The following is a 4,808-nucleotide window of genomic DNA, read 5'->3' on the forward strand; positions in this document are numbered from 1 at the left end:
GGTTGGTCTTGCTTGAAGCTGGAGTCGTGTTCTTCATCTAAAACAATTAATCCCAACTGGGGCAAAGGGGCAAAAACAGCAGAACGAGTGCCAATCACCACTTGTGGCTCACCTGGGATCATCTGTCGCCAGGTATCATAGCGCTCCCCTTTATTCAAGGCACTGTGGTAAACCCGAACTTTGTCACCAAAGCGAGCCCGGAAACGGTCAGTAATTTGAGGAGTTAAGCCAATTTCCGGCACCAACACCAAAGCGGATTTCCCTTGCGCTAGGATTGGTGCGATCGCTTGTAGATAGACCTCCGTTTTCCCAGACCCAGTCACCCCATGCAACAGCACTTGGGCAAAGCCATCGAGATTATTAATCAGGTCTAATGCATGGGATTGGGCATTTGTCAAGTTTTTGGGGGCATCTGTAGCCATGGTTGGTGAAGTCGCACTGCGCAATACTTCCCTAGGCTCAATCACCACATATCCCTTATCTTCCAAAGAATTTATAGTTGACGAACTAACATTACAAATTTGTGATAGTTCACTCAACCACAAATCTCCTCCACGACGGCGTAGCACCTCCAATACTTCCCGTTGCCGTCGAGTCAGATCAGGCCGATTGAGATTACCCACCAGAGTCACAGCTTTCTTGAGCTTAGGACGAGTTGGCTTAGGAGCTTCCAGATAACTTTCCACCCAACCTCGCTTGAGCAGGTGACGTAATCCTGCTTTAGCCCCCTTTACCTGACGTTGGAGGTATTGCCAGCTGTAATCCCCATTGGGTTTAGCCTGGAGAATCTCCAAAATCTTACTTGCGGCTGAATTATTGACAAAGACATGAGCCTCTTTAGGCAAGACCGAGGAATTGAGGCGAATTCGACGCTGCGATCGCCCTAACAGTCCTGGAGGTAAAGCAGACCGAATCACTTGGATTAGAGGGGTGCAGTAGTACTGAGCCACCCGCTCTAACAGTTGGCAGTAGGAACTTGGAAAGAAACCGGGACTGATCACCTCCTCTACGTCCTTAATTTTCTCCAGTGGTAAGTTTGGGGGTGGAGAGTCTACAATCCGAATAGCGATCGCTCCTAGCTGTTGAGTCCCGAATGACACACTCAGAACATCTCCAGGATTGATTGAAACATCCAATGCATTACGATAAGTATATATACCTTGGACTCCTGGACAATCTACTAGGACTTCAACCCACTTTTCTTGGCCACCACCAGAAAAGTAAAGTGCTCTAGGCTCAGCTAACAGTAGACCTAAAGGAGGATTAGACATAGGGCAGCTTTAGTTTGGGAAGGCTCCTATTCTATCACTATTGATAGATAGGAAAATTCTAAAATATGTGAGATTCTGTTTCCAGAGTCAAAATCAATAATAAAAGCAATGGGAAGAGAATTATCTCTCCTGCCGTCACCCTAGAGTTTAACTAAAATATATGTAATTAAACATTTCGTAATTACAGATACAATTAGCCAAACTGCTTCTGGTAAGCTTAAAACCATTAATTTATAATCACGTCAATCACACATCAACTACTTGAAGCAGGTTGGGTCACTGAGCTTTGAGGGTATGGAGCGTGTTTTGGCTGCTCTGTCTAGAGTATTAACTTCTTTGTGAAACCAGCAACACCAATTTTTGATAATAGACTTTTCATTAACGGCCAATTTTCAGCAACAGACAGCCTCAATCCCTCAAGGCAAGGGTTTTAACAAACTTAAAATACACTTGCAACTCACACATCCCTATGAATATTACAGAATTAAACCACACTCATACAATGCCGTCTACGGAAGAGAAGGATTTTTATGTTACTGACCACATTGAGCCAGAGGAAACAGATTTACAGCGTGTAGCCGTCGAATTCACCGAAGACGATGAACTAGTGGTCTCTACTTCCCATAATTTCCGGAAAAGCGGCTCTGATGACACAGTGGGTGCATTCTTTAAGGAGATGGCTCGTTACCCATTGCTCAAGCCAGACGAAGAAGTAGATTTAGCCCGTCGGGTTAAGTTCCTAGTAGAAATCGACCAACTCCGCAACAGCTTACACGAAAAGTTAGACCGTAAACCAACCAAGGCTGAGGTAGCTGCAGCGGTCGAGATGACAGAACGTCAGTTGGAGGGGAATTTATATCGCGGTCGTGTGGCAAAACGCAAGATGATTCGCTCGAACTTGCGCTTAGTGGTTTCAATTGCTAAACGATATATTAATCGGGGTGTACCATTTCTAGATTTGATTCAAGAAGGTGCGTTGGGCTTAAACCGAGCAGCAGAAAAGTTTGACCCAGATAAGGGTTACAAGTTTTCTACCTATGCTTATTGGTGGATTCGTCAAGCGATTACTCGTACTATTGCCAATGATGCCCGAACTATTCGTCTACCAATCCACATTGTAGAAAAGCTCAATAAACTTAAAAAAGCTCAGCGGGAACTTAAACAGCAACTCCAGCGCAATCCTAATGAAATAGAACTTGCTCAAGCCCTAGAAATTTCCCTCTCCCATTTGCGTCAGTTACTAGAATTGCGTAGGCGCTCCCTTTCTTTGAATCACAGAGTTGGTAAAGGGGAAGACACAGAACTGATGGATTTGCTCGAAGACAATGATCTACGATTGCCCGAAGATAAGATGAATGAATCCATGATGCGCCAGGAGATTTGGGAAGTTCTCAGTGATGTCCTGACTGAGCGGGAAAAAGATGTGATTTCTCTACGCTATGGTTTAGCCAGCAGTGAACCCTACACCCTAGAAGAAGTAGGAGGCATGTTCAATCTCTCTCGGGAACGGGTGCGTCAGATTCAAAGCAAGGCCATGCGTAAGCTACGCCGTCCGCAAGTGGCTCGACGGCTTAGAGACTGGTTGACCTAGTGCAGCAGGTCTTAGGTCAGCTCGTGACTGCTGGATAAATTTGGTGATGTCGAAATCAGGTAATTCCGGTTAATTAGTTACCAAATAATCTCTGGCTAAATAATCTCTGGTCAATTAGACACTCCCCGGTCATTAGACGCGGGGAGTGTCAATTCAACGAGGTTGCATTAAACTATAGCAAGGGAAGCATGGTTTAGGACATAGTCTTTTGCTTGAAAGGGAGCAGGGACTGAGGCCGTTGGCCAAAGTGTTGATTTAGCATAACAAGTACGGAAGAGCCTTAATTGTCTGTAGGAGACTAAGCAGAATTAGAAGGCTAGCCACTGTTGACGATTTTATACAAATATCTTGCAGTATCTCCAAAAATATGTTAGACTTTGATTATGAATCTAGTGTCAAAGAAAACATTCTGGTTCCTTGAATTGAAGCCGAAAACCAAAGCAAACCATGATAGTGGTTGCGTTTTCTATTAAACACAGATTTATGCGCCAAGAGCGGAACAAAACCTATCTTGGCCTTGGGAGATACCCCCTGGCTGCGAGAGCAGCTTGCATTAGTGGGCTAAAATCTGCAAAGTAGATTTTGGTAGCTAAAAAGTATCGGAACAGGTATTCTGCTCTATTAAGTTGACTTTTTAAGTGGTTTTGGATGTAGGCAATATTGTCAATAGGTAGGTCTTGTTGAAAAAAATAGACCTATCTTTTTTTTACCACAAAATGGTGAAAACTTTACATTTAAAGCTGTTCAGGCTATTTCGTCACCCCTTCAGCTTGTCGAGCCATAGAGTTTAATTCATTAGCAAACGGAAAATCCTTAGCTAAAATTGCACAAAGTGCGCTTAAATTAGCCTTATTGACTCCCTTATTGTCCATCCAATAGCGAAGACATTTGTTACGAATAAATTGAGCCGTGCAAATGGCTTCATCTATCGCAAAATATTGTTTTTGTTTGCCGTATGCTTTGAACTCTAAAACAATCATTGACCGTAGGTCACGCGGAGCGCTTTAGACCTTTTCATATCCTGATCTTATTCTACATCAAATAAGATCAGATTTTCGGACTTTGGTATAATATTTTTATTAACGGCGACTAAAGTCGCTATTTCGCCTTCATCCCCGCTTTAAAAAGAGGGGGCTTTCGGCTTTTGTTAATTTCTCGTAAAAAGCATCCATCAGCACCTGGGTTGGGAGCATGTCAACTTTGTAATTAGGTACATAGATCCCCCCTAACCCCCCTTAAAAAAGGGGGGAATTAGATTGAAAAGTCCCCCTTATTAAGGGAAACGGGGGATCTGAATCAGGGATTAACAAAACTGACATGCACCCCCTGGGTTCCTTGGTCATCAACCACCCACACTGCTATCACATTCGGGTTGATCCCTATTGACTTATCTGCCAACAGGTCTGCTAACCTATGTCTTTAAAGCAGATTAGGATTTTTTACCATTGTGAGTGCAAAGGGTTTGCCTGAAACCACTGCCTACGTCAGAATTACGCGGCACTGCTGGCAACAGGGCAAGATTGAAGGGGAAGTCCAAGCCGCAGACTATGAATGGGAGTTTAAGTGGCATTTTCGGGTCAGTCAGCTGTTAGTCACCCCCTCTTTGGGCCGTGCCTTGATTCAGGAACCCCTTGGCCGATTTTTAGAACAGTGGGATTACCAGCTCGAACCAGGAGGAAACTATGCTTTTACCATTCGAGCTGAGCTATAGCATGTCTCAATTCGGTGAGGTACTTTTTTTCTGGGGAGTAGGGAGTAGGGAGTAGGGAGTAGGGAGTAGGGAATAGGGAATAGGGAGTAGGGAGTAGGGAGTAGGGAGTAGGGAGTAGGGAGTAGGGAGGAGGGAGTAGGGAGTAGGGAGGAGGGAGTAGGGAGGAGGGAGTAGGGAGGAGGGAGGAGGGAGTAGGGAAGCGGGAAGAGTGAGGAGGGAGGAGGGAGTAGGGAGG

At 44.7% G+C, this 4,808-nt stretch carries 4 protein-coding genes and 1 pseudogene; 2 read left to right on the forward strand and 3 right to left on the reverse strand.

The window, feature by feature from the left end; all coding sequences use genetic code 11:
* Positions 1–1,271, reverse strand: a 1,271-nt coding sequence (locus tag F6K49_RS35440; RefSeq protein WP_293104311.1) for a DEAD/DEAH box helicase, incomplete at its 3' end; no start/stop codon positions are given.
* Positions 1,272–1,740: 469 nt separating this feature from the next.
* Between F6K49_RS35440 and F6K49_RS35445 the strand changes: the two genes are divergently transcribed.
* Entirely contained in the window at positions 1,741–2,862 is a 1,122-nt protein-coding gene (locus tag F6K49_RS35445) for an RNA polymerase sigma factor, RpoD/SigA family (RefSeq protein ID WP_293047778.1), read from the forward strand.
* A 767-nt stretch (positions 2,863–3,629) separates the two neighbouring features.
* Here the strand turns inward: F6K49_RS35445 and F6K49_RS35450 are convergent.
* Positions 3,630–3,842, reverse strand: a pseudogene (locus tag F6K49_RS35450) (RNA-guided endonuclease TnpB family protein); the annotation flags it as partial.
* A gap of 467 nt (positions 3,843–4,309) precedes the next feature.
* Here F6K49_RS35450 and F6K49_RS35455 point away from each other — a divergent pair.
* Positions 4,310–4,573 carry a DUF3146 family protein gene (locus F6K49_RS35455; RefSeq protein WP_075896297.1) on the forward strand — a complete coding sequence of 88 codons (264 nt, stop codon included), beginning with the start codon at positions 4,310–4,312 and terminating at the stop codon, positions 4,571–4,573.
* On the opposite strand, the gene F6K49_RS35460 is transcribed toward F6K49_RS35455, so the two are convergent.
* Positions 4,551–4,808: hypothetical protein (locus tag F6K49_RS35460; protein WP_293104314.1), on the reverse strand; the 258-nt coding region annotated here is incomplete at its 5' end. The two genes, F6K49_RS35455 and F6K49_RS35460, sit on opposite strands and share 23 nt — an antisense overlap.

This window comes from Moorena sp. SIO3I6 (genome assembly GCF_010672095.1).